The 23,817-nt window shown below is 70.5% G+C and carries 19 protein-coding genes; 5 read left to right on the top strand and 14 right to left on the bottom strand.

The window, feature by feature from the left end; all coding sequences use genetic code 11:
• Positions 1 to 151 precede the first annotated feature (151 nt).
• The gene (metK, locus tag ACIA47_RS07325) at positions 152 to 1,339 is read left to right on the top strand and encodes a methionine adenosyltransferase (RefSeq protein WP_396706199.1); all 1,188 of its coding nucleotides are present in this window, start codon (positions 152 to 154) and stop codon (positions 1,337 to 1,339) included.
• Between the two features lie 16 nt (positions 1,340 to 1,355).
• Here the strand turns inward: metK and ACIA47_RS07330 are convergent, their stop codons facing one another.
• The 6 genes from ACIA47_RS07330 to ACIA47_RS07355 all read right to left on the bottom strand — a co-directional run bounded on the left by ACIA47_RS07330 (position 1,356) and on the right by ACIA47_RS07355 (position 8,457).
• Positions 1,356 to 2,054, bottom strand: a complete 699-nt coding sequence (locus ACIA47_RS07330) for a response regulator (RefSeq protein WP_396706201.1) — start codon at positions 2,052 to 2,054, stop codon at positions 1,356 to 1,358.
• Positions 2,055 to 2,183: 129 nt separating this feature from the next.
• Entirely contained in the window at positions 2,184 to 3,305 is a 1,122-nt protein-coding gene (locus tag ACIA47_RS07335) for a ScyD/ScyE family protein (RefSeq protein WP_396706203.1), read from the bottom strand.
• 88 nt (positions 3,306 to 3,393) lie between these two features.
• Entirely contained in the window at positions 3,394 to 5,505 is a 2,112-nt protein-coding gene (locus ACIA47_RS07340; RefSeq protein ID WP_396706205.1) for a multicopper oxidase family protein, read from the bottom strand.
• A gap of 69 nt (positions 5,506 to 5,574) precedes the next feature.
• Positions 5,575 to 6,234: a response regulator transcription factor gene (locus tag ACIA47_RS07345; RefSeq protein ID WP_112581714.1), complete on the bottom strand. Its 660-nt coding sequence runs from the start codon at positions 6,232 to 6,234 to the stop codon at positions 5,575 to 5,577.
• Positions 6,231 to 7,349 carry a sensor histidine kinase gene (locus tag ACIA47_RS07350; protein WP_396706207.1) on the bottom strand — a complete coding sequence of 373 codons (1,119 nt, stop codon included), beginning with the start codon at positions 7,347 to 7,349 and terminating at the stop codon, positions 6,231 to 6,233. Before ACIA47_RS07350 ends, ACIA47_RS07345 begins: the two co-directional genes overlap by 4 nt.
• Positions 7,350 to 7,431: 82 nt before the next feature.
• Positions 7,432 to 8,457: a methyltransferase gene (locus ACIA47_RS07355; protein WP_112603705.1), complete on the bottom strand. Its 1,026-nt coding sequence runs from the start codon at positions 8,455 to 8,457 to the stop codon at positions 7,432 to 7,434.
• 127 nt (positions 8,458 to 8,584) lie between these two features.
• On the opposite strand from ACIA47_RS07355, the gene ACIA47_RS07360 reads away from it, so the two are divergent.
• Positions 8,585 to 10,129: an aminotransferase class III-fold pyridoxal phosphate-dependent enzyme gene (locus ACIA47_RS07360; RefSeq protein WP_396706210.1), complete on the top strand. Its 1,545-nt coding sequence runs from the start codon at positions 8,585 to 8,587 to the stop codon at positions 10,127 to 10,129.
• Between the two features lie 162 nt (positions 10,130 to 10,291).
• Positions 10,292 to 11,989, top strand: coding sequence for an MFS transporter (locus ACIA47_RS07365; protein WP_203125517.1), 1,698 nt, complete (start codon positions 10,292 to 10,294; stop codon positions 11,987 to 11,989).
• A gap of 52 nt (positions 11,990 to 12,041) precedes the next feature.
• Here ACIA47_RS07365 and ACIA47_RS07370 read toward each other — a convergent pair whose 3' ends face one another.
• From ACIA47_RS07370 to ACIA47_RS07380, 3 genes are all read right to left on the bottom strand, one after another.
• On the bottom strand, positions 12,042 to 12,608 hold the full coding sequence (locus ACIA47_RS07370) for a PadR family transcriptional regulator (RefSeq protein ID WP_112581719.1): 567 nt from the start codon (positions 12,606 to 12,608) through the stop codon (positions 12,042 to 12,044).
• Between the two features lie 65 nt (positions 12,609 to 12,673).
• Positions 12,674 to 13,351, bottom strand: coding sequence for a response regulator (locus ACIA47_RS07375; RefSeq protein WP_396706213.1), 678 nt, complete (start codon positions 13,349 to 13,351; stop codon positions 12,674 to 12,676).
• The gene (locus ACIA47_RS07380; RefSeq protein ID WP_396706215.1) at positions 13,348 to 14,424 is read right to left on the bottom strand and encodes a sensor histidine kinase; all 1,077 of its coding nucleotides are present in this window, start codon (positions 14,422 to 14,424) and stop codon (positions 13,348 to 13,350) included. Before ACIA47_RS07380 ends, ACIA47_RS07375 begins: the two co-directional genes overlap by 4 nt.
• Positions 14,425 to 14,756: 332 nt before the next feature.
• Here ACIA47_RS07380 and ACIA47_RS07385 point away from each other — a divergent pair, with 332 nt between their 5' ends.
• Both ACIA47_RS07385 and ACIA47_RS07390 read left to right on the top strand, forming a co-directional pair.
• A complete protein-coding gene (locus ACIA47_RS07385; RefSeq protein WP_396706217.1) occupies positions 14,757 to 16,220 on the top strand; it encodes a multicopper oxidase family protein in 1,464 nt (487 codons plus the stop codon).
• 19 nt (positions 16,221 to 16,239) lie between these two features.
• A complete protein-coding gene (locus tag ACIA47_RS07390; protein ID WP_396706220.1) occupies positions 16,240 to 16,674 on the top strand; it encodes an SRPBCC family protein in 435 nt (144 codons plus the stop codon).
• A 100-nt stretch (positions 16,675 to 16,774) separates the two neighbouring features.
• On the opposite strand, the gene ACIA47_RS07395 is transcribed toward ACIA47_RS07390, so the two are convergent.
• The 5 genes from ACIA47_RS07395 to ACIA47_RS07415 form a co-directional block, all read right to left on the bottom strand.
• Positions 16,775 to 18,064, bottom strand: coding sequence for a cellulose binding domain-containing protein (locus ACIA47_RS07395; RefSeq protein ID WP_203125536.1), 1,290 nt, complete (start codon positions 18,062 to 18,064; stop codon positions 16,775 to 16,777).
• Positions 18,065 to 18,275: 211 nt separating this feature from the next.
• Positions 18,276 to 19,421, bottom strand: coding sequence for an alanine racemase (locus ACIA47_RS07400; RefSeq protein WP_203125538.1), 1,146 nt, complete (start codon positions 19,419 to 19,421; stop codon positions 18,276 to 18,278).
• Complete coding sequence (locus tag ACIA47_RS07405) at positions 19,418 to 21,016, bottom strand: IucA/IucC family protein (protein WP_396706222.1); 1,599 nt, start codon at positions 21,014 to 21,016, stop codon at positions 19,418 to 19,420. Before ACIA47_RS07405 ends, ACIA47_RS07400 begins: the two co-directional genes overlap by 4 nt.
• Positions 21,013 to 22,641: an IucA/IucC family protein gene (locus tag ACIA47_RS07410; protein WP_396706224.1), complete on the bottom strand. Its 1,629-nt coding sequence runs from the start codon at positions 22,639 to 22,641 to the stop codon at positions 21,013 to 21,015. Before ACIA47_RS07410 ends, ACIA47_RS07405 begins: the two co-directional genes overlap by 4 nt.
• Positions 22,638 to 23,807: a siderophore biosynthesis protein gene (locus ACIA47_RS07415; protein WP_203126285.1), complete on the bottom strand. Its 1,170-nt coding sequence runs from the start codon at positions 23,805 to 23,807 to the stop codon at positions 22,638 to 22,640. Before ACIA47_RS07415 ends, ACIA47_RS07410 begins: the two co-directional genes overlap by 4 nt.
• Positions 23,808 to 23,817: the final 10 nt, after the last annotated feature.

A 23,817-nucleotide genomic window follows, 5' to 3' on the forward strand; every position in this document is an offset into this window, starting at 1 on the left:
TAGCGACATCGCGGGTTCTTCCGAGGATCGATGTGTGTCGAAAGTTGTACGGCGGATACCCCTTTGATCGCTCGATGCTGCCTCCAGACAACCTCCACCAGGGGCGGGAAGACTCGCCGGGCCCCCACGCCCCTCGGGTTAGGAGTCACACATGTCGCGCCGCCTCTTCACCTCCGAATCGGTCACCGAAGGTCATCCCGACAAGATCGCCGATCAGATCAGCGACGGGATCCTCGACGCGTTACTGGCGCAGGACCCGCACAGCCGGGTCGCCGTCGAAAGCCTGATCACCACCGGCCAGGTCCACGTCGCGGGCGAGGTCACCACGCAGGCCTACGCCGACATCCCACGCATCGTGCGGGAAACGGTCCTGGGCATCGGGTACGACTCGTCGAAGAAGGGCTTCGACGGCGCCTCCTGCGGCGTCAGCATCTCGATCGGTGCCCAGTCGCCCGACATCGCGCAGGGCGTCGACACGGCGATCGAGCTGCGCGACGGTTCGTCCGGTGGTGGGCTCGACGCCCAGGGCGCCGGCGACCAGGGCATGATGTTCGGCTTCGCCTGCTCGGAGACACCGGAGCTGATGCCGCTGCCGATCGCGTTGGCCCATCGGCTGGCCCGTCGGCTGGCCGCCGTCCGCAAGGACGGCACGGTGCCCTACCTGCGGCCGGACGGCAAGACCCAGGTCACCGTCGAGTACGACGGCCTACGCCCGGTCCGGCTCGACACCGTCGTGGTCTCCACGCAGCACGCCGCCCACATCTCCCTCGACGAACTGCTCGCCCCCGACATCCGGGACCACGTGATCACGCCGGAGCTGGAGGCGCTCGACCTCGACACCGAGGGTTACCGACTGCTTGTCAACCCGACGGGGCGGTTCGAGATCGGTGGCCCGATGGGCGACGCCGGCCTGACCGGACGGAAGATCATCGTGGACACCTACGGCGGGTACGCCCGGCACGGTGGTGGCGCGTTCTCGGGGAAGGACCCGTCGAAGGTCGACCGCTCGGCGGCGTACGCGATGCGGTGGGTGGCGAAGAACGTGGTCGCCGCGGGCCTGGCCGAACGGTGTGAGGCGCAGGTGGCCTACGCGATCGGCAAGGCCCACCCGGTGAGCCTGTTCGTGGAGACGTTCGGAACGGAGACGGTGCCGCTCCACCGGATCGAGAAGGCGATCGGTGAGGTCTTCGACCTGCGCCCGGCGGCGATCATCCGCGACCTGGACCTCCTGCGTCCGATCTACCAGCAGACGGCCGCCTACGGCCACTTCGGCCGTGAACTCCCGGATCTGACCTGGGAACGCACGGACCGCGCCGCCGACCTCAAGGCCGCCTGTTGAGGAACGTCGCCGACCGCTAGAACGGCGGGCGGCGCGGGCGTGGCACCAACCGATCGTGTGGCAGCGTCACCAGTGACGCTGCCACCGCCTTGTTGACCGCGTCGATGCGGGAGACCGCGCCGAGCTTCGCGAAGATGCGACGCAGGTGGCTCTTCACAGTGGCCTCGGTCAGGTCGAGTCGCCGTGCGATCTGGGCATTGGTCATCGCCTCGGCCGCGAGTTGGAGGATCTCCAGCTCGACGTGGGACAGAATGGCGGACTCCGCGTTCTGCACCTGCACCAGGCTCTGACCGGAAACCGAGAGCAGCACCGAGCCCGTGCCGTCGCGCGCCTTGCGGATCGCGGCGACCAGTTCCTCACGACCCACGCTCTTGAGCAGGTAGGCGCGCACCCCGGCGGCGATCAGACGGCGCAGCAGGTCAGGGCTGTCATACATGCTGAGGATGACGACTGCACTGTCGGGCGACACCTCACGGATGCGGCGCACCGTGACCACCGGGTCGTCGCCGGGAATCTCGACGTCGAGCAACACCACGTCGGGACGCTCCGAGGCCGCCTTGGCGACCGCGGTGGCCGAGTCGCCCGCCTCGTCGACCACGTCGAGGTCGGCGTGCACCTCGAGCACCCAGCGCAGCCCCTCGCGGACGAGAGCGTGGTCGTCGACTATGAGGATGGTGGTGGCGCCGGCGGGAGGCCTGCCGTCGGACCGCGTCAACCTAACCCCCAGACCCCATCCCCCGTCGCCAGCGTGCACACGATTGGCACCGTATCGCGGACGTGTGACACCACAGCTATCGTGGCGTCCTCCCGACACGAAGAACGCCACGATCGCCGCGCGATCCTGTCAGTCTCGTGTGGACAGACGGACCAACTCGCCGATGCCGAGGCCCTTGTTGGCGATGTAGAAGCTGCCGTCGGAGGCGGTGGCGAACGACATCGGGGAGTCCAGGCCGGTGCTCGCCAGCTCCCGGTGGCTACCGTCGCGCTCCACCCGGATCAACGCACCGGTGGAGTCCCCGGAGCTGAGCCCGTTCTTCGCGATCTCCAGCACGACCAGTCGACCCCGCTTGTCGAACGCGATGTCGATGATGTTGGTGAAGCCGGTTGCGAAGATCGTCGGCTCCTGCCCGGGCACCAGCCGCCACACCCGGGCGCCGCCGTTCGGGAAGGGATGCCCGGTCAGCTGTCCGATGTAGAGGGCGCCGTCCGGCCCGTGGGTGATGGTGACCGGCACGAACTGGATCGGCGTCGTCGAGCCGGGCGGCAGGCCCCACTCCGGCGGCGCAGGAACCTGCTCCTGCGGCCAGACGTGTTCGGCCGTGACCACGCCACGGCGGTCGATCTTGAGCACGTCGTTGGCGGCCGCGTCGAGCGCGTAGACGTCACGCCCGTCGGCGACGACGGCGTACGGCTGGCTCTCCGGAATGACCCCGTCGGGGTTGTTCTGCCCCTCGTAGGCGGAGAGGTCGCCGACGACCGACCAGCGGCGCTTCCCCTCGACCCGGAGGATGGTTCCCATCGTGGCCCCGGCCGCACCGAGCAGGTCACGCGAAACCGGGTCGGTGCTGTAGCCCATTGCCACCAGCAGCTTGCCCTGCCGGTCGAAGGCCAGGTCGTGGGCGCCGTAGACGGAGAAGCCGGCGCCGGTGCTCCGCAGCGACGGCAGACCCGTCACGACTCGCTTCTGCCAGCCGTGACGGACCGCCGTGATCGCACCGGTCGAGCCGTAGCAGAGGTTGGTGCCGAACGTGCCGGGGATGCACACGTCGTCGCCGCCGAGCCCGGCCTCGGCGACGTAGACGGTGCCGGCCCGGTCGATGGCGACACCGCGAGGGTTGTCGAGGTTGCGGGCGACGACGGTCAGTCGCCCAGTGGTCGAGGTGGCCGCAGTGGCGGGCGCGGCAATGCCGGCCACCAGTACCAGCGGCACAGCCAGCGACAACGTTCGTCGCATCGCGTCGAGCATGGGTTCTCCTCAGCATGCGGGGTTCGGATGCGAACGACGCTGCCGTCGTTGCCTCGAGGCCCGGTGGAGGAAGGCTCGACAGGTTCGCCTACTCCGGCTGATTGGGGGTGCCGCGCCCCAGTTCATAGGGGGATGTCACGCCCTCGTAGGCGAGGTGCATCACCATGCCGTTGGCCGCGTGGTCGAGGTTGTGGCAGTGGTCCATCCAGAGCCCCGGATTGTCCGCCTTGAAGCCGATTTCGTAGATCTCACCGGGGATCACGTCGAGGCTGTCGATCCACCACGGTGACCCGGTCGCGCGGACCCCGTTGCGGGACAGCACCAACGCGTGATGGCCGTGCAGATGCATCGGGTGGTTCTGGTGGCTGCGGTTGACGATCCGCACCTTGACCACGTCGTCCATCCGAACCATGAGCGTCGGCGTGTTGGGGAAGCTGTGCCCGTTGATGATCGGCACCAGGTGGAGTCCCCCGTTGTAGAACGACAGCCGGTCGTCGAGGAGCTGGGTGAACGAGCGGTCGTACGACGAGCCGGCGTCGAAGGGCCGGGATCCGCCAGAACCGTACGAGAGCGGGTCGAACTGGTCCCCGTCGTCGACGATCTTCGGCGTCGAGGTGTCACCCGGTGGCGCCAGGACCAGCCCGCCGTCGCGGTTGGCGAGGTCTGTCAGGCGCACCGGGCCCGCCGGCATCGTGAACGTCACGTCGTAGCGTCCACCGGTCGCCAACCCGAACCGCGGGTCGGTCAGCGGGGTCGGGCCGTTGACGTCGACCCCGTCAATCGCCGCCACCCGCACCGGCGTGCCGTTGATCGTCAGAGCCCGCGGGCGACTGTCGGTGGACGGGTTGTTGTCGGTGTTGATCAGACGCAGTCGCACCGGCGTGCCCGGGGCGACCTCCTGGCGTTGCAGCGTGTCGCTGGTGCCGAACGAGACGATGTTGTCGTCCGGCGTACGCCACTCGTGGGCCTGCACGACGAAGTCCCGCTCGCCGGGGGGTGGGCCGTCACGCGGCTCGACGATCAGCGCGCCAAACAGACCCCGCCGGATCGCCTCGAGCGGGTTCTGGTGTGTGTGGTACCAGAACGTGCCGACCTGCTCGGCGATGAACCGGTAGGTGAAGCTGCCGCCCGGCTCCACCGCGTTCTGCGTCGCGCCGGCCACGCCGTCCTCACCGTTTGGGACGTCGAGGCCGTGCCAGTGGATGGTCACGTTCTCGTCGGGAATCTCGTTGTGCAGCGTCACCTCGACGAGGTCACCCTCGCGGACCCGCAGCTCCGGCCCGGGCGACTGTCCGTTGTACGTCAACGCCTTGATCTCGGTGCCCGACGAGAGCCGTATCGTTGCGTTCTTCGCGGTCAGCGTGAAGGCCTTGTTGGGCTTGCCGGTCTGCGGCCCACGCAGGTCGTCGACGGAGGTCCCGCCATGACCGCCGTGACCGATCGAGGGGCCGCCGCCGTAGTCGACGTTGTCGTGGGACGTCATGGTCATACGGTCGGGCAGCCTGCTGCTCTGGGCCACATAGGTGATGCCGGCGGCGACGACCAGCACCACGACGGCGGCCTGCGCGGTGGCGCGCAGGGCCCTCGCACGCCGGCCCCGGCGCGCGAAGTCGGTCGCGGTGACGACCCGCAGGCGACGCCCCTGCCAGAACCACAGCACCACCACCGACAGCAGGATCGGCGCGGCGTGGGTCGCGATGTCGTCGACGTAGGACGGCACCGGGCGGGACACGTACGCGAAGTAGACGCCAATGACCGTCGCCACGGCCGTCACCTGGACCGGCACGACGAAACGGGGATCGGCGGCGGCGGAGCGCGTCTCGACGTCCACCGGTGCGTCGTCGCGGTCGGCCAGGGCGCGCAGGCCCGGCACGGTCCAGATGGCGACGGCCAGCATCGGCAGCAGCAGGAGCGGCATCTGCACGATGACGCGGTTGTCGGCAAAGATCCAGTCGACGGCGAGCATCAGCCCGATCGCGACGCACTTGACGACCAGCACCACCAGCGCGGCGACGAGCAGACGCAGCAGCCGACGGGCGCTCTTGCGCAGCGCCTCGGGCGTTGGCCGCCAGGCCAGCCGCGTGGCGAGGATCGCCGCGGACAGCCAGATCAGGAACAGGACCCCGGCCAGGATCCCATCGGCGTTCTCTCCGACCTCAAACATGACGCCAACATACGAAGGATGCGCACCACGCGGCATCCGTTGAGGAACGGCCGGTGCGTACGGCGATCGCCGTAGCCGGCACCGCCTGCGAAACAAGTGCCGTAGTTAGCTGCCCGGCGCGACGAGCCCCGTCTGGTAGGCGAGGACAACGAGTTGCGCGCGGTCGCGGACGCGGAGCTTGACCATGGCTCGGTGGACGTGGGTACGGGCCGTGGCCGGGCTCATCGACAGCCGGCGCCCGATCTCCTCGTTCGTCAGCCCGCTGGCCACCAGGCTCATCACCTCGCGCTCGCGGTCGGTCAACACTGCCAGCCGGCCGCCGTCGACCGGCGTCGGCGCGACCTTGCTGACGAACGCGCTCACCAGCCGGCTGGTCACCCGCGGCGAGATCAACATGTCGCCGCCGGCCACCACCCGCACCGCCTGGCGCAGTTCGTCGGGCTCGATGTCCTTGAGCAGGAACCCGCTCGCGCCGGCGCGCAGTGCCTCGAAGACGTACTCGTCGAGCTCGAAGGTGGTCAGGACGATGACCCGCACGGCCGGGAACCGCTCGACGATCGCGGCCGTGGCCCGCACGCCGTCGAGCACCGGCATTCGCACGTCCATCAGCACGATGTCCGGCCGGGTCGCGGCGACCATCTCGACAGCCTGGGCGCCGTTGGATGCCTCACCGACCACCTCCAGGTCGTCGCTGTGGTCGAGCAGGCCCCGGAAGCCGGCCCGCACGAGTGTCTGGTCGTCCGCCAGCACCATCCGGATCGTCACGCTGTCTCCTCCACCTCGACCGGCAGCCGCGCGGCCACTCGGAACCCCCCGCCCTGCGGCCGGGGCCCGGCCTCGAGCGACCCACCGGCGGCCATGGCCCGTTCCCGCATGCCGGCCACCCCGTGCCCCCGCTGGCTCGCCCCGGGTCCGACCCCGTCGTCGACGATCTCCACAGTGACGGCGTCACCCGCGTAGGCGATGGTGACGTCGACGGTCGTCGCTTCGGCGTGTTTGACCGTGTTGGTGATCGACTCCTGCACGATCCGGTAGACCGAGAGCGCCACCTCCGGCGGGATCGGGCGCGGGGTGCCGGCGATCCCCGACCGCACCTTCACGCCGGCCTGTTCGGCGACCGCGAAGACTCGGGCCAGATCGGGCACCTCCCCGGCGTCGCGGAGCATGCCGATCGCCGAGCGGACCTCGTGCATGGCGTCGCGTGCCGCGCCCCGGATGCTCCGCAGCGCGGCCCGCGCCTCGGCCGGCTTGCTGTCGAAGACGTCGTCGGCGAGGCTCGCCTGCACACTGATGGCGGCGATCGTGTGACCGAGTACGTCGTGGACCTCACGGGCGATGCGGAGTCGCTCCTGAGCGACCTCGTGCTGACGCTCCTGGCGCATCACGGCGAGACGCTGCTGTGCCTCGGCCAGCCGGACCCGGCGGGTGCGGATCGTCTCGGCGAGCAGCACCACGGCCGCGAGCAGCGAGCCCTCTTCGAGGGTGGCCGAGAGGGCGGGAAAGAAACCCTCGCCGAGCAGCGTGTACCGCATGATCAGCTCAAGGACGACGAAGAACCCGGCGACGACGAGCGCCCAGGTGAACCGGCCGGCGGCCGCCACGGAGAAGAGGGCGGCGGCCAGCGGGAGGGCGGGCGGGATGCCCGGGTACTCGAGCGCGTAGTAGATCATCAGCGCGGTGACCGAGCCGACCAGCACCAGCAGCGGCCAGCCGCGCCGGAAGACCAGTAGCAGCCCGATCACCGCGCCGATCGCGTAGGCGCGTGCATCCGGCGGCCGGGCACCGGGCTCGTCGGCGACCCGGATCGCCACCGCCACCACGGCCGCGACGACGACAGCGATGAGGGCATCGATCGCGATTCGTCGGATGGCCGGGTTCATGCCCGCAACGGTACGACGCGCGCACGGTCCGTTAGCGAGGGCCCCTTCCCAACCGGAAACCGTCAGCAAGGGGCCCGTCGGCTCAGCCGCGGCGGAGCGAGAGCAGGGTCTGCCCGGTGGGGATCACCGTGCTGCCCGCCACCTGGAGCCCGGCCTTCTCGCCCAGTTCGGCGTACTCGCGCCAGGTCCTCGCCTTGCCCGCCATGAGCGAGAGGAGGCGCAGGTCCATCTGGGTGATGAACATCAGCCGGGCCGGGTCATCGGGGAAGTTGTCGTTCTCGTCCTTCACGAGGATCTGCACGATCAGCACCTTTCCGGTCGTGCCGATCGCGTCCGCCGCCCGCTGAAGGATCTTCTCGGCGGCACTGTCGTTCCAGTCATGCAGAACGTTCGACAGGATGTAGACATCGGCGCCGGCCGGGAGCGGATCGAAGATGCTCCCGCTGACAACCTCGGCGCGGTCGGCGATCCCCGCCGCCTCGAACCGGGCCCGGCCCTGCTCGACGACGCCCGGCAGGTCGACCACGGTGCCGCGCAGGTGCGGCTGGGCCTTGAGGATCTCGGTGAGCAGGGCACCGGTGCCGCCGCCGACGTCGACGACGTGGTTGACGGTGCTCCAGTCGTAGCCCTGGACGACCTGGTCGAAGTAGCTCGCGTGGGTGGCCATCAGCGCGCCGAACGACGTGGCCCGGTCGGGGTTGGTGGCCAGGTCGTCCCAGAACTCGATGCCGTAACGCACGGGGTACGCCGCGTCGCCGGTGCGGATCGAGTGGGTCAGCGAGCTGAACGTGCCCTCGATCCGGCCGGCCATCGAGTCGACGTCGAGCCAGGGACGCTGGGCGGCGGGGTGGTCGGTCTTGAGGAACTCGGCGGCTTCCGTCAGGGCGTACACCCGCGGCTCGGTCTCCTTGAAGACGCCGCGGACCGAGAGGTAGCGCAGCAGCCGGTGCAGCGCGTCGGGATTGGCCTTCGTCGCCGCGGCGAGCTCGTCGAGCGTGGTGGTGCCCGCGGCGATCAGGTCGGCAAGGCCGAGCGTCGCCGCGGCCCGCACTGCCCACGGCGTGATCGTGTCGGTCAGCGAGTAGAGATTGACCCGATTTTCCGTCATGGCGGCGAGCTTCGACGACGGCGCTCGAGACCGGCTCGAAGCCGCGTCGATCGACCGGTTCTCCAGCCGGGTTCGAGTGGGCGCGCGCAGGCTGCGCCTGTCACGGCCGCCATGCGAAGGGGACACGATGGGCGCCAGCCACCAGGAGCGCGGAGCGATCGAGGTCATTCAGGACCTCATGCAGCAGAAGTGGGTCTACGAGCTGTTCGGCGAGATCGGCGCGCGCCAGGGTGCCTCGGCCGCGCACGTCGAGCAACTGAGGGCGGTCGACGCCGCCGCGCACGTGTTCTGGCCGTTCCAGGCACCGCCGTTTCCGGTCATCGCGGCCACCGCGAGCGGATCGACGTTGACCGACATCGACGGCAACGACTACCTCGACTGCCACATGGGATACGGCGCTCAGGCGCTGCACGGGCACAACCCTGCGCCGGTCGTCGACTTCGTCCGCGAGCACCTCGGCAAGGGCACCGGCAACGGCTACACCAACGCGTTGGAGCTGGAGCTGGCGACGCTGCTGCGGGAGATTCTCCCGCACAACGAGAAGTTCGCCTTCCAACACTCGGGTACGGGCGCCACCCAGTCGGCGATCCGGCTCTGCCGTGCGCACACCGGGCGGCGGATGGTCGCCAAGTTCGAGGGCACCCTGCACGGGTCCCACGACCTGGCCGTCCACAACACCGCGCCCTGGTATCACGGGCATCCCGCGGTGCCGTTCCCGGAGATCGGCAAGGACGGCATTCCGCTGGTCTCGGCGTTCGCCGGCGTCACTCCGGCCGAGCCGCGCGACCTGCTGATCCTGCCCAACGACACAGCGCTCGCGGTCGAGTTGATCGAGCGCCACGCCGGCGAGTTGGCCTGCATCCTGGCCGAGCCGGCCGCCTCGTCGTTCCCGTTCGAGGAGACGACGATCCCGATGATCCGCGAGGTGGCGGTGGCCGCCCAGCGGCTCGGGGTGCCGTTCATCCTCGACGAGGTGCTGACGGGCTTCCGTTCGGGGCTCGGCGGCGCCGCGCAGAAGTTCGACATCCCGACCGACCTCGTCACCTACGGCAAGGTGATCAGCGGGCTCGGGCTGCCGCTGTCGGCGATCGGTGGTCGGGCCGACATCCTCGACATCTCGCAGACCAGTGGGCAGTCCTGGACCGACTTCGGCCAGAAGACCGGCCTGCAGGGCAGCCACACCGGAAATTACCTGTCGGTGGCGGCGTCGCTGGCCACGCTCCGGCTGCTTCGCGACAAGGGGCCCGCCTATTACACCGACCTGCGGGCCAAGGTCGACCGGGTCCAGGCGCGGCTGGCCGCGTTCCGGGCGGCCGAGGGGATCCCGCTGCGCATGGTGGGGTTCGGCGACTACATCGGGTGCTTCCAGTTCCTTCCGGAAGACTCCTACACCGACTACCGGGACTACTCGCGGGCGCTCAACCCGGCGACGTTCATCCTCACGCTGCTGCTGCGCAAGCGCGGCATCTACACGCTCGGCATGCCGATGTTCTTCGCTGGCGGCGCTCACAGCGACGCCGACGTCGACCGGCTGACCGACGCCGTGCTGGAGAGCACGCTGGAGCTTCGCGCCAACGACTTCCCCTTCGACCTGGCGTGGCCGGCGACGTCCGCGTGGGGCTCCGGTTCGTCCGAGTGGGGTTCGGGTTCGGGTTCCTCCGACTGGTCGTAGTCACCTCTGCGTCACCGGGCCCGGGTCAGCTCCTGACCCGGGCCCTCCTCATGTGCCGTACTGGTCATACGCAAATAGCCGTACTTGACTAATCGTACGCGAAAGCGTGTAGTCGAAGGGTGGGTCCGCTGTCGACCCCCGTCCGACTTCAGGAGGAACGCGATGACGGAGAGCTGGACCGACGAACGCAGCGCCGCCCCACCCAATCCGCGCCGATGGCTGATCCTGGCCGTCATTCTGGCCGGGGCATTCATGATTCTGCTGGCCACGACGATCGTCAATGTGGCGGTCGCGCCGATCCAGCGCGACCTCCGGTCGACGTACACGGCCATGGAGTGGGTCATCGCCGGTTACGCTCTCGGCTACGGCCTGTTGCTCATCCCCGCCGGACGGATCGGCGACCGCTTCGGCCACCGCAAGCTGTTCCTCATCGGCGTCGCGGGGTTCACGCTCGCGTCGGCGGCGTCGGCGCTCGCGGCCACACCCGGCCAGCTGATCGCGTTCCAGGTGGTCCAGGGCATGATGGCCGGCATCCTCAACCCGCCGGTGCTGGCGCTGATCCAGACCACGTTCCCGGCGAAGGAGACCGGCAAGGCGTACGGGATCTACGGCGCGATCGGCGGCATCGCGACCGCCAGCGGCCCGCTCCTCGGCGGCCTGCTGATCGCGTGGGACCTCAACGGCTGGGACTGGCGGCCGGTGTTCCTGCTCAACGTGCCGATCGGCCTGGCCACGTTCGTCGCCGCGCTGATCCTGGTGCCCGAGTCGCGAGGCCGCCGCGGTGGTCTCGACGTGATCGGCATGCTGCTCGTCTCGGCCGCGGTCCTGCTGCTGGCCGTCCCTCTGGTCGAGGGCCAGCGCCTGGGTTGGCCGGCCTGGACGTTCGTCTCGATGGCAGCGGCGCTGCCCGCGTTGGCCGTCTTCGCGGTGTGGGAGTTGCGTCGCGCCCGACGCGCCCAGGTCCCGCTGGTGAGCATGCGCCTGTTTGCGCACCGCTCGTTCTCCGCCGGCGTCGGCATCAGCCTCTGCTACTTCGCGGGCTTCATCGGCCTGCTCTTCGCGCTCTCGCTGCACCTGCAGATCGGCCTGGAGAAGTCCGCCCTGACGACGGGCCTGATCCTGCTGCCGTTCTCGTTCGGCACACTGGTCGGCGCGGCCATCTCCGACAACGTCGCCCGAGCGCTCGGTCGTGGCGTCCTGATGCTCGGCGCGGGCATCGTGATCGTCGGCATGGTGGGCATCATCGCCACGATCCACTGGTGGGGCTCCGGCCTGGAGCTACTGCCGGCCCTACTCTTCGCCGGCTTCGGCTCGGGCCTGGTGATCGCGCCGAGCGTGGAGATCGTGCTGGCCGGTGTGCCCTGGCAGGACGCGGGCGCGGCGAGCGGTGTGCTCGGCACCGCCCAGCGTCTCGGCCAGGCGATCGGCGTCGCGGTGGCCGGCGTGGTCCTCTTCGGGACGCTCGGCTCCTACTCGGGGACGGCCGCGGAGAAGGCGAGCCCGGAGCTCCAGGCATCGCTCGTGGCGGCGGGCCTGCCGCCGGCCGAGGCGAGCGCGGCGACGACCACCTTCGCCGACTGTTTCATCCGCCAGTCACGCGCGTCGGATCCGACGGCCACGCCGTCCGGCTGCGCGGACTCGGCGCCGGGTCCGGTCGGCGCGGCCTTCGACAGCGCGGCCACGTCGGCGCTGGAGACCAACTTCAACCGGGCGGTCCAGTGGACCGTCGGCGCCGTCCTGGTCGGCGTGATCCTCACGTTCCTTCTCGTCTACCTGCTGCCCCGTCGGCCCGAAGAGCCCTGGGCGGAGGCGAGCAAGCCCGATTGGAACGTGACCACCCAGCCCGAGCCCGCTCAGTGACAAGCCGCCGGCCCCGGCCCCGGAGATGCCACCGGGGCCTGGGCCGGCACCGTCACGAGGTCGTCATCGAGGTCGGTTGGTTGGCCATCAGCTTGGGCAACTGGTCGAGCAGCTCGTCGTGCCAGGCGAGCTCGGTACGGAGTCGGAGCTCGGTATGACGGAAGGTCGTCCACTCCAGACCACGGATGTGCGGCGCCGCCAACTCTCGGAGCGCGAGCCACGAGTCGAGCTGCTCGGCGAGGGCCTTCCGGCGCGCCACGATGATCGCGCGCAGCGCGTCCTCTCCGAGGTCGATCACGTTCTGCAGGGCCAGGTCGACCGGGTCGTGACGGAGCTTGGTGTCGCGCAACGCCTCGTCGCGGTGGTCGATCAGCTCCGCCGCGCCGGCCGAGGTGAGCGCGTAGATCGTGCGGGCGGGCCGGTTGCCCTCCTGCTCGGTCCGGACCGCCTCAATGACGCCCTCGACCTGCATCCGGTGCAGCGCGCCGTAGAGCGACCCCGGCTTGACGTCGCTCCACAGCTCGGTACGGTCGACCTGGGCCGCCCGGCGGATCTGGTGCCCATGCATGGGGCCCCCGCGCGCGAGCGCTCCGAGTACGAACAGGCGAGTGCTATTCACGGCATTAGTCCAACACGAGTGCCCGTTTGCGGGCAAGTTACCCAGAGCAATCCTTGAGCGGCCTGCTATCCGTGAAACGTAGGGTCGACGCAGAGCCTCGGCAGGACGATCAGCGAAGCCGCGATGGCCCTGTTGACCGCGTCGATCCGGGACACCGCACCGAGTTTGGCGAAGATGTTGCGCAGGTGGCGCTTGACCGTCGCCTCCGACAGGCAGAGTCGACCGGCGATCTGAGCGTTGCTCATCGCCTGACCGACCAACTGCAGGACCTCGCGCTCACGGTCCGACAGCGTGCTGTGCACCGGCCCCTGCACCTGGGTCAGGCTCTCCCGCGACACCGCCAGCATCACCGGCGCGTCATCGGCGCGGGCGCTGCGGATCGCCGCCACCAACTCCTGGCGCGTCGAGTTCTTCAGCAGGTAGCCGCAGATGCCAAGGGTCAACAACTCACGCAACAGCGTCGGGCCGTCGAACATGCTGAGGATGATGACCCGGCTCGCCGGCGCGACGTCACGGATCCGGCGGACCGTCGTGGTCACCCCGTCGCCGGGGATCTGCACGTCGAGCAGCACGATGTCGGGCTGGCGGATTCGGATCTCGTCGATAGCGGCGCCGCTGTCGCCGGCCTCACCGACGACCACGAGGTCGCGCTGGGCGTCGAGGATCTCCCGGAGGCCGTCGCGCACCACGACGTGGTCGTCGACCAGCACGATGCGGGTCGGCTCGATCATCGTGACGGTCACCGGCCGGCCCCCGCCCCGACGGCGAGCAGCGGCACGACGAGCTCGACCGAAGCGCCCTGGTGGCCCGCTGCGCGCACCGCGAGGCGACCGCCGACGACGGCCGCGCGCTCAGCCATCGCGCGCAGGCCGGAGCCGTCGCGCACCGTCGCGAGGTCGAAGCCCACCCCGTCGTCGGCGACGGTGGCCCGCAGCTCGTGCGGGGTGATGTCGATGACCGCATGGATCACCCGAGCGCCGGCGTGGGCCACCGCGTTGCGCAGCGCTTCGCGGACGACCAGGAACACCTCGTCGAGCACCTCGGGTGGCACCCACGACTCGTCGCCGTTGATCTCGGTGTGCAGACGTGTCTCGCCCGTCTCGACAGTCGACAGGAAGTTGGCCAGCGCCTCGTCGAGTGACCCGAGCGGCTGAGAGAGCCGAAGGTCGGCGATGAGCACACGCAGATAGCCGACCGCGTCGTGGAGCGACTCCCGGGCGATGACCACCCGGCGGTCCACGTCGTCGTGGCGTCGTTCCTGGGCGAGCTCGTGGGCCTCCAGGTTGCGGTACGCCGCGCTGAGGCTGTGGCCCAGCCGGTCGTGCAGCTCGCGCGCGATCAACGAACGCTCGGCGATCTGCGCCTGGTGGACCTCGTTCATCAGGCCGGCGGCATAGCGCGAACTCGCGTCGACCAGCCGGGTCAGTGTCGTACGGGTGAGCGCGTCGGCGACCAACGCCAGGATCGCGCCCTGGTCGGGCTGGCCGACCAACTGCTCCAGCGCATCGACCAACACGATGTCGGCCAGCGCGACGACCGCGCGAAAGCACTCGCGTGGGTGAAGCTCGACGTCCTCCTTGGACACCGCCGGCGGCGGTGCCGACAGCGGGTCGGTCGCCTCACGACGAATCTCGGCCATCGTCTCCCGGAGCAGGACATCGGCCTGCGCGGTGTAGCTGTCGATCAGGTCAGCGGCCCCTTCGAAGTCGTCAGTCGCAGCGGCAAGACGCTGACGATAGGCGGCAAGAATCGGTTGATGCCTGCGTTCGAGAACCTCGGCAGCGGTCCTCCGCAGCGCATTGTTTCCAACAACCATTGCGGATCCCCCGGTGTGTGCCCTATTGCTCCCCAGGTGCGGGCACGAACGGCTCTCCCCAGCGCCGCTGCCCGCCGTGTCGCCGACTCCCCCCGTCGTGGGCGACAAAGCACTCAGATCGGATCGGCCTTCTATGAGTTGTCACGGCCGACTACTCGCACGAGTCTACGGTCTCACCGCTCGTCGTTGGAAGAATCGAAGCTTAGCTTTTGGTAGTCACTCCAAAACTTAAGGTGAAATCCACATTTGGCCGCGACCAGTTTTCGACGGCGCGTCGAGGGACCTCCCTGACAGTTCACCCGAGACCTCGACCACCAGGAGTGGAGCGACCAATGGTGAGCAGACGCAACGTCATGAAGGCCGGTGCCACCGCGGGAGCAGCCGCGCTGGTCACGACCACCGCGGCGGCAGCGGCACGCGGTTCCACCCCGTCCGCGACGCCGGCCCACGGCACCCACACCGGCCACGGGAAGACGGCACACGTCGCGGCCGCCACCGCCCCGTTCGCTGTCCGGATGCCGATACCTCCCGTACAGCAGCCGATCGCCTCGGTAGCCAACACCGACTTCTACGTCGTTTCCACCCGTAAGGCTCAAGTGGAGATCCTGCCCGGGACGCGTACCGAAGTGTTGACCTATGACGGGCTGTTTCCCGGCCCGACGTTCCGGGTCAAGACGGGCCGGCTCGCGGTCATCGCCCACAGCAACCACCTCGACATGCCGACCGCTGTGCACGTGCATGGAGGCCACACGCCGTCGAGCAGCGACGGGTTCCCGACCGACGTGCTGGACCCGGGAAAGAGCCGGATCTACAGCTATCCCAACAAGCAGCGGGCGGCCACGCTCTGGTACCACGACCATGCCCATCACATGGAGGCCGAGCACGTGTTCCGCGGGCTCGCCGGCTTCTTCCTGATCGACGACCCGGCCCAGGCCGAACTCCGGTTGCCGTCCGGCAGCTATGACATCCCGATCATGTTGCGCGACGCGCGGTTCGCCGACGACGCGAGCCTGATCTTCGAACACGACGACTTCCAGTTCCGCAACACGATCCTCGTCAACGGCAAGCCGCAGCCCTACTTCCCGGTGGCCGCCCGCAAGTACCGGCTGCGCTTCGTCAACGCGTCTAACCTCCGCACGTTCACCCTGCGGCTCGGCAACGACGCCGAGGTCGCCCAGATCGCGAGTGACGGCGGGCTGCTGGCCAAGCCGACGCCGATCCGCTCGTGGAGCCTGACGCCCGGTGAGCGGATCGAGATCGTCGTCGACTTCGGCGCGTTCCCGGTCGGCAGCCAGGTCTTCCTCGACGACGCCGTGGCCGGGCCGGTGCTGCGCTTCGACGTCAACCGAGCCGCCGCCGACACCAGTCGGGTGCCCGACCGGCTGAGCACCATTCCCGCGCTGCCGGCGGCCACGAAGGAGCGGGCGTTCACGCTCAACTTCAACCCGTCGACCGGCCAGTTCCTCATCAACGGGCAGCAGTTCGACGCCGAACGGGTCGACACCGAGATCAAACGCAACACGACCGAGGTGTGGACGGTGACGAACGGCGACACGCTCTTCGGCATCCCGCACAACTTCCACCCCCACCTGGTCCAGTTCCGGGTGCTGGCCCGCAACGGTCAGCCGCCAGCGCCGGGCGAGGCCGGGATGAAGGACACCATCGCGGTGGGACCGGGCGAGACGGTCCGACTCCAGGCGACATTCGGGCCGTATCTTGGCCGATATGTCTACCATTGCCACATGATTGACCATTCCGCGAGTGGGATGATGGCACAGATGAAGATCGTTCCCTGACCCCTGAGAAAGGTTTCTTGTGCCCTCGGCAGAGAAGACTGTGCAGATCGGACGGACTCCTGACGTCGTCTTCGCCTTTCTCGCCCGTGGCGAGAACGACGCGCGCTGGCGTCCCAACGTGCTCGACGTCGCGCGCGTCTCCGGCGAGGGGGTCGGCGCTCGCTACAGACAGGGACTCAAGGGCCCCGGTGGGAGCCGCATCCCGGCCGATTACGAGGTGACCGGGTTCGAGCCGGGTCGACGTCTGGCGTTCCAGGCAACCGGCAGCGTGGTACGCACCCAGGGCGAATACACGCTCACCCCGGCCGACGGCGGCGGGACCCGGCTCACGCTGAAGCTGGCGTGGCAGCCGAGCGGGCTGTCGCGCTTCCTCGGCCCGGTCGTCGGCAAGACGTTCGAGGAGGAGATCGCCGCCCTCGACACCCTTCGCGATCTGCTGGAGAGCGAAGCCTGAGCGCAGGGTGCAGCCGGTGGCGCCGGCGGCAAACCGCCGCCGGTGGATGTCACCCGCGGGCCCGGAGCCAGTTGGCTCCGGGCCCTCATTCCGCCCCCGGTCAGGGGCTGGTGCAGGTGACGTTGCTGGGTGCGGTGGCACCGTTGCCCGTGGCGGTGAAACCAAAGTTGGTCGAGGCGTTCGGGCCGACCGTGCCGTTGTAGGCGGCGTTCCTGACGGTGACGCTGCCGGTGGTGCCCGTGTTGGTGCCGCTCCAGAGACTGCTGATGGCCTGACCACTGGCCAGCGTCAGGCCCACCGTCCAGCCGTTCAGAGGCGCGGTGGAGTTGTTGGCCACTGTCACCTCAGCCTGGAAGCCGCCCGGCCAGGTGTTGATCGTCCGGTAGGTCGCAGCGCAGGTGCCGGGCTCCCCGGTCGGCGGCGGGGTGGTCGGCGGCGGATCGGTGGGCGGCGGGGTCGTCGGAGGCGGGGTCGTCGGAGGCGTGGTCGACTCGAACTGGCTGAAGAACCTCCAGATCTCAGCCGAGGTCCAGGTCCGCGAGTCGTTGGGGCTGCCCGACCCGTCCACCGGACTGGGGGTGTGGTCCCCGTCGAACGCCGCCCACTGGACCGGGTAGCCGGCCCGGCAACCCGAGTAGGCGGTGGTGATGTGGGTGAGACTGCCCCGGCTCGGCTCACGCGGACTCTGCGCGGTGCAGCCGTTGTTTCGCACGAACGTGTCGCGCAGTTGCCGACCCTGGGAGATGTTCAGCACGCTGTCGTAGATGCCGTGGATGCCGAAGTAGGCGACCGGCTGGGTGCCCCCGTTGCATCCGCTGAGGTTCGCACCGGATATGACGGTGACCGCGCGGATGACCGTGGGCCGGGCACAGGCCACCGCGTAGCTCATCGCACCGCCGTAGCTCCAGCCCAGGGCGAAGCGCTGCGTGGTGTCCACGCACAGGTCGTTCTCGATCTGCCGGGAGATGTCGTCGAAGAGGGTCAGGTCCCGACCGTTGGTGTTGGCCCAGCCGGCGTTGAGGCCCTGCGGAGCAACGAAGATCGTGCTGTTGTTCGACAGCGGCTGGAGCCCGTAGTAACCGGCCGAGGTGACGTTGTTGGCCGAGCCGTTCAACCAGTGGAAGCCGAAAATCAGCCGGTAGGGGCGGTTCCGGTCGTACCCGTCCGGGATCCGCAGGTTGTACGTACGGCTCTGGCCGCTGCTCTGAATCGTGCGCGTCCCGCTGGCGAGCGTGGGGGCCTTGCCGCAGCCGGCGGTCGCCGCGAGGGTGCCGTTGGTGGCGGCCACCGCCGTCGCACCGAAGCCGCCGCTCAACGCGCCGCCGGTGGTGGCCGCGAGGAGAAGCGCCGCGGCCGCGATGGATGGGAGGAAGAACCTACGTCTCAGCATTGCTGGGGCTCCTTGCCGTTCGACGACCAACCATGGTCGCCTGGCATCGACTGGGGCCCGGACTGGTCACCGACCGGCAAGGTGGCGGGAGGGGCGGGCCCCTCGGCGCGTCTTCGCCGGCTGGCTCGGGTGACCGGGAGCGTGCCCTTCACTCCCGGGGGAAAGATAGCATGTTATCGATAACATGCCGAGCCGATCGAGCCTCTCGGGCTCACGTCGCGAGCGGTCGGGCTGCCCACTCGGCGGCCACTTCGTGCAGGTCACCGGTGCGAAAGTGCGGGGGCTCGTGCAGCAGGAAGTCACGGTGGCTGATGTTCCAGGCGTACGCCCCGGCCATGGCGAAGGCCAGCACGTCACCCACGCCGATCGGCCCCGCGGTGGCCGACCGGGACAGCACGTCCTTCGGGGTGCAGAGCTGCCCGACCACTGTGACCGGCCCGCCATCGGTGCGGGGGCCGCCGGCACCCTGTCGCGGGTGCACCGTGAACGGCTGCGCGTGCCCCTTCGCCGCGGGGGTCCGCAGGTGGTGCGTCCCACCGGCCACCACCACGAACCACTCGCCGTAGGAGCGCTTCACGTCGACGACCTCGGTGAGGTACGCCCCGCAGTAGGCGGTGACCGACCGGCCCGGCTCCACGCGCAGCCGCACGCCCGGGTGCCTGTCGAGGACGTCCTCCAGGGCGTGGCCGTAGCCCTCCCAGTCGAACCGCGCGTCCGGGTTGGTGTAGTCGACCGTCATGCCGCCGCCGACGTCGACCTCAGCCGCGTCGACCTCGGCCGCAGCCCAGCCGACAACGGCGGCGGCGACCGTCGCGGCAAGCGGTGCGTCCAACCCGCTGGCCAGGTGGGCGTGGATTCCGCGTACGTCGATGCCGGCGGGCGGCCGGCGGGCGCACGCGACCGCGTCGGCCGGGTCCATGCCGAACGGGCTGGGTCCACCGCCCATGACCAGGCTCGCGCCCGGCGCGTCGACCGGCAGGTTCACCCGCAGCAGCACCTGGGCCGTCCGGCCCGCCGCGGTGGCCAGCGCACCGAGTCGCGCCAGCTCGCTGGGTGACTCGACGTGGACGCGGTGCACCCCGGCGGCGAGAGCGGCGGCGAGGTCAGCGTCGGTCTTGCCCGGCCCGGCGTACGCGGCCGGCGCCCGTCCCGGCAGCACCTCGGCCAGCCTGCGCAGCTCGCCCCGGCTGGCGGCCTCGAACCCGTCGACGATCGGGGCGAGGGTTCGCAGCACACCGGCATCCGGGTTGGCCTTGACCGCGTAGAGCAGCTCGACCGGCCGGGGCAGCGCCGCCCGGATGGCCCGGGCCTGCCCGGCCAGCGCGTCGAGGTCGTGGACGTAGACCGGTCGGGTCATCGTGGCCCACCCATCGGGTTCGGCACCGGCACGAACGGTGCGGCCCGGTCGGCGTCACGCCGCCACCGGACCAGCAGGTTCGCCTTGGCCACCAGCGGCTCCCCGGTCAGCAGCGCGCGCAGCTCCGCTGGCTCACCGAGGTCGGCGGCCACCGCCTCGACGACGGCGCGCAACTCCTGCCACAGCCGCCGTTCGATTCCCGGCCGCGCGTCGGCGAGGGCCCCGCTGATCCCACCGAGGTGGTTGACGAACAGGCAGTAGACGATCCGACGGTGGGCGGCCCGGGGACCGTAGCGGACCTGCGCCGGGACGCCGTCCGGCCAGGCGCCCCACCGCTCGGCGTCCAGCTTCACTCCCTCCAGGTCGCGCAGCAGCATGCGTACCGGGTGGCGTTCCCGGTCGAGCACGACGACCACGTTCTGCAGGTGCGCCTCGTGCACGACGCCGTGGCTGAGCCAGCTGCGCAGCACGGCCGGCACCAGCAGACCGACGTACGCGCGCCACCAGGCCACCGGATCCGGTGTCACCAGCGGCGTTGCGGCCAGCGCCGCCGCCAGCACCGGGGTGTCGCCCTGACGCAGGTGCGGGCGCAGACCGCCGCGCAGGATCGTTCCGTACGCCTCGTCCGGGCCGGGGACGTCAACCGTGCGGTAGGCGGGCTCGGCGAGCAGCCCCACCCCGTCCGGCAGCGGCACCCGGGCCAGCAGGTCGGTCAGCGCCACCGCGCCGGTGAGCTCGTAGCGGGCGTTCTTGCGCAGGCAGTTGGTGATCCGCACGTGCAGGCTGGTCTTCACGAACAGGTCGGCCTCAGGGGCGTAGAGGGTGCGGACGCTCGCCGTGGGTCGTACCGGCACACCGGCCGCACCCAGGTCGCGCAGCCCCGGGTGGGTGGGCGGGATCAGCGACAGCTGCCAGGGGTGCACCGGCAGGACGCGGTGCCCGCGCGGGGGCCGTGGCGGGTCGAGCGCGGCCACCAGCGGATCGAACGGCCCGGCGTCGGCGATCAGATCGTCCGGTACGGCCAGCCAGTGCAGCCGGAACGCGGTGCGCAGCTCGGGCGCGTACGCCCGCCAGCTGTCCGGGTCACCGCTGCGCCACTTCGGGGTGGGGTGGTGCGGGTGGCCGAAGACCAGCGACTGCTCGGAGTCGACGTACGCGTCGATGGCGGGTTCACCGGTGGGGGTCGGGTCGTCGGCCGGTCGGTCGGCCAGCAGCCGGGCCACGGTGTCCCGGCTGGCCCGGACCTGCTCGACGAACTCGTCGTTGACCAGGCCGGTACGGGTGGTGAGCTCCGCCGCGACCAGGGCGGCCAACCCGTCCGCGTCCAGGTCTTCCCACTGTCCGCCGCCGGTCCTGCGTTGGACCGGGCCGGTGTAGCGGTGCGCGCCGAGCGGCGAGGTTCGCGCGACCTCGCAGCGCACTGTGACGTCGAGGTGCCGCAGCAGCAGCCGGACGACGCCGTCGACCACGGTCGGGGTGCCGTCCGACGCGGCCAGCTCGCGCAGCAGGCAGCCGAAGACGGCGTGGGCGGCGGCCAGGTCGGCGCGCTGACCGGTGTCGGTGGCCGGCCGGGAGCGCAACTGCGCGCTCGTCATCGTGTCTCCCGCAGGTAGTTCGGGCCGGTACGCAGGTAGTACTTGTTGATGTCGGCGCAGCCCAACCGCTGTTTGGGCAGCAGGGTGCCGGCGGTGAGCATCGCCTTGATGGGCAGCTGGGTGGCGTGCAGGACCCGTTCGGTGAAGGTCAGCGCCGCCGGTCCGTCGCTCCACCGGTCGCGGGCGGCGTCGAGCCGGGGCACCAGCGCCTCGGCGGGTGTCGGCACGGGCAGCCCCCGGGCTGCCAGGGCGATCAGGGGCGCGGCCGCGGCCAGGTGCAGGGTGATGGTGATGAACACGTCGGCCAGCTCGTGCGGGTCGCGCGCCCACATCCGGTCGTCGTGCAGGGCGAGCCCGCTCGGGCCGTCGTGTCGCCTGTCGAGCCGGGCGCCGTCGTTGTCCTTGTAGAGCAGGCCGACCGTGCCGTCCGGGTGCGCCAGCAGGTGGATGTTCTGGGGATGCGCCTCCAGTGCGATCCCGTGGCGTAGCCAGAGGAAGACGTGCCAGTCGAGCAGCAGGTCCAGGTAGGACTCCAGCAGCGCGACAGGCCGCTGCGGGCTGATCCGTTCGAGGACCGTGCCCGCCACCGGGTCGGCGGCGGCGAGGGCCGCGACCGGCACCACCTGGACGCCGGCCAGGTCGCGCGGAAATCGGCGCAGCAGGAAACCGCGCCGCTCGTCGCCGTCGACGTGCGCCCAGGTGCTCTCGTCGGTGTGCCGGATCCGACCGGCGAAGCCGGGTTCGGCTGCGGCGATCCGGTCGAGCAGTGCGGCGACGGCCGCGCCGTCGGCGAGCGAGCCCGGTTGCAGCGTGCGACGGTTGCGCGCGCCGAGACTCGCGGTCGGCAGCGGCAGTTTGAGATGCAGGTACGGGTCGTGGTCGAGCGCCACCGTCCGCATGGAGAGGGTGGGGCGCACCGGGGTCACCGGCAGGTCGACCACCGGGAGCGCGTCGCGGGCCACTGTGATCGGATGCGCTGGCAGCAGCAGCTGATCCGGTCGCGGTGCGCGCGGCCACCACGCTGGCAGCTCGCCCGCGAGTCGGACGTCGTCGGCCGGGGCGGCGTACCAGCGCAGCGTGAAACGTGGGGCGTGCTCCGGGGCGTACCGGAGCAGTTCGTCGTCGCGCAGACCGTGCCGGCACCGGTCGGTGGGGTAGACGGGGTGGCCGTGGTGGGCGGCGAGCACATCGTCCAGGAGCGCCGCCGGCAGGCCGGTCGGGGCGAGCGCGCGTTCGGCCGCCACCTCGGTGAGCACCAGTGCCCGGTTGCTGGCGGCGAGCCGCCGGGCCCGTAGGTCGGCACGGCACTCGACGCCGAAGTCCCGCCAGCCGGCCTGGGCCTCGGCGTTGTCGTGCGGGGCGAGCAGCGTCAACAGTCCGTCCAGCGTCTCCGTACGCCGCACGTCGCCGGCACGGCTCACCAGCAGCACCATCGGCGCGGCACTGCGCAGGGCCTGCTGGAACCCGTCCGCGCGGACCGGTATCCGCAGCAGGCCAGCGGGGCGTGGCACCTGCCACCAGTCGGGTCCGTCCGCTCGGCCGGCGCTGAGCAGACCGAGGTGATCCTCGCGCAGCAGAGCGTCGAGCACCCGGGCGAAGACCTCCCGCTCGCAGTCGTCGCTCACTCGACGATCGTCCACTGGAGGTCGCTGCGGAGGGCGGCCAGCGACTGCCGCACGGCGCCCTCGTCGGGGCCGATCCCGTGCAACACGGCAAGGTAGTCGCGGTTCGTGCCGGTGTGCTCGGCGGTGCGGCCCACCTCGCGCAGCGGACGGCAGCCCAGCCGGACGTCGCCGTGGACGGTGTCGAGGGGGCCCGGTGCGGCGACGAGACAACCGGACCGGTCTGCGCAGACGTACTCGACCTGGGCGTAGCGGTCGACCGTGTCGGGCAGGCCGAGGGCGGTCAGCGGCTCGCCGAGATGCAGCCGGATGACGTACTCGAACAGCGGCACACCGAGCAGCTCGGCGAGGATCAGGTCCATCCGGTCGCCGATGAGTCGGTAATTCACCTCGATCAGCCGGACCCGGCCGTCGGAGACGACGTACTCGGTGTGGCAGGCGCCGAAGCCGACCCCGAGCGCGTCGAGCCGCGCCCGCAGTTGCGTGCCGGCCTGCTCCGACGGGGGCGACCAGGCGAGGCTCTCCTCGGTGAAGGTCGGTGGCGGACCGAGGCCGGTGCGCCACCCGCCGAGGGAGGCCAACTCGGTGCCGTCGCCGAGGGTCTCGAAGGTCCGCAGCTCGCCGTCGAGGTACTCCTCGACCACCAGTGCCACGTCCGGTCGCCGACCACGGATCTCGGTCACCCGGGCGACCAGCTCGGCGTGGTCGGCCACCAGGTACGCGTCCTCACTGGCCACCCCCTCGCGGGGTTTGACCACCGCCGGGAACATCCCGGTCGGCACCTCCGGCGTGGCGCCGGGGTCGATGGTGACGGTGCGTACCAGATCGAGGCCCACAGCGGCGATCGCCCGGCGGGCCGCGGCCTTGTCCTTGCAGAGACGGGCGGCGTCCGGGTCCTTGCCGGGCAGGCCGAGCTTTCGGGCGGCGATCGCGGTGGCCTCCTGGAGATGGTCGCTGTTGGACAGTAACGCCACCGGTCGGGTCGCTGCCGCCGCCGCTACCACAGCGGCCGAATCGCGGACCTCGCACCGCGCCACCCGCACGCCGGCCGGCCATTCGCCCGGCCGGTCGGTCAGGACGGTCGCCGACAGCCCGAGCGACGCCGCCGCCGGGAGGAACCCGTCCAGGACGGCGTCGGTGGGGTTGAGCGCGGTCAGGTAGAGCCGCATACCGCCTCCG

Origin of the sequence: Micromonospora sp. NPDC051227 (genome assembly GCF_044455385.1) — a bacterium.
GTDB lineage: Bacteria > Actinomycetota > Actinomycetes > Mycobacteriales > Micromonosporaceae > Micromonospora.